1 protein-coding gene and 1 pseudogene are annotated in these 1303 nt (G+C 53.0%); both read left to right on the top strand.

Going from position 1 to position 1303, the window contains the following annotated elements; all coding sequences use genetic code 11:
- The first annotated feature begins 183 nt into the window (after window positions 1-183).
- A complete protein-coding gene (locus tag Q0256_RS07350; protein WP_297961735.1) occupies window positions 184-915 on the top strand; it encodes a polyphenol oxidase family protein in 732 nt (243 codons plus the stop codon).
- A 190-nt stretch (window positions 916-1105) separates the two neighbouring features.
- Window positions 1106-1303: pseudogene (locus Q0256_RS07345) on the top strand (beta-aspartyl-peptidase); the annotation flags it as partial.

Raw genomic sequence — 1303 nt, 5'->3', positions numbered from 1 at the left:
GCCGCGTAAATATCGAGACCGATCTGCTCGCGCGATACGTCGCGGCGCAGCTGGGCTTTGCCGGCGGACGGCTCGTCGGTCGCGGCACTGTTGCAGTGCGTGACGTGAGCGCCGATGGCGAAGAAGAGGGGCTTTCGTGGGACGCGGTAGATAAAATTTTGAGCCTGTATTAAGCGGCGCATGATGGACAAAATCGAAATTTGCAGAGAAAATCTTGAGTTTGTATTGGACGGACACGGCGTGCTAGCGGGCTTTAGCACGCGCGAAGGCGGCGTAAGCGGCGGAGCGTATGCGAGCTTAAATTTAGGGGATCACGTGGGCGACGATCCGCAAAACGTCGCAAAAAATCGCGAAATTTTAGCCGACATGCTCGGTATTGCGCCTCGAAATTTAAAATTTATGCACCAGATCCACTCAAACCGCGTTGAAATTTTACGTGCAGGTAGCGATGAAATCCCGCCCTGCGACGGGCTCGTGACCGATCTGCGCGGCGTGGCGCTGTGCGTGCTGGTAGCGGACTGCTCGCCAGTGCTGATCGCTGATGAGCAGCGCGGCGTGGTTGCTGCGGTGCATGCGGGGCGCGCGGGCGTGAGTCAGCGGATCTGCACCAATGCGATAAATTTGATGAGCGAGCGCTTCGGCTGCGTCGCTGCAGAGCTGAAGGTATTTGTAGGCGCGAATATCAAGGCGCAAAACTATGAACTCGGCGGGCTTGATCTGGGCGAGTTTGAGCGCTACAAAACGCAGGGACATTTCGATATGAACGCCGCGCTGCGCGATGAGCTCGCAGCTGCGGGGGTGCGAAACGTTAAATTTGATCCGCGCTGCACTTTTGAGAGCGAGCTACATTTTTCCTACCGCAGAGACGGCGCTACGGGGCGCTTTTGCGGCTTTGTGATGAATAAGTTATGCTGATAAAAGCGAAATAGAGTATGTAATTTCTCCGTAAAGCCCGCTAAAATTTCTCGAAGCACTATAAAATTTGACGTAGAGGCGCTACAAAGCGAAACGGCGAAAAAGAGGCGAGATTGCGGCGTGACATCGCAGTTAAGAAAGCCAAAAAACGTAAAATTTACAATCAAAAATCCAAAGCAAAGGAGAAAATATGCTGTTACTTAAAAATGCCGATCTATACGCGCCAGAGCACATCGGTAGGAGCGACGTTTTGCTCGGCGGAGGTAAAATTTTAGCCGTTTCTAAGGGGCTTGATTTTCGAGTCGAAGGGCTTGAAATTTACGATCTGGAGGGCAAAATTTTAGCGCCCGGACTCATCGATCAGCACGTGCACATCACGGGCGGCGGA

The sequence above is a fragment of the uncultured Campylobacter sp. genome (assembly GCF_937949835.1).
Lineage (GTDB): Bacteria > Campylobacterota > Campylobacteria > Campylobacterales > Campylobacteraceae > Campylobacter_B.
The sequence above is the reverse complement of the archived record's forward strand: the minus strand, read 5'-3'. Positions and strand labels throughout refer to the sequence as shown.

Excerpts from the sequence above, each read along its gene's own strand:
- Q0256_RS07350 (WP_297961735.1), top strand. The coding sequence starts at position 184 with ATGGACAAAATCGAAATTTGCAGAGAAAATCTTGAGTTTGTATTGGAC.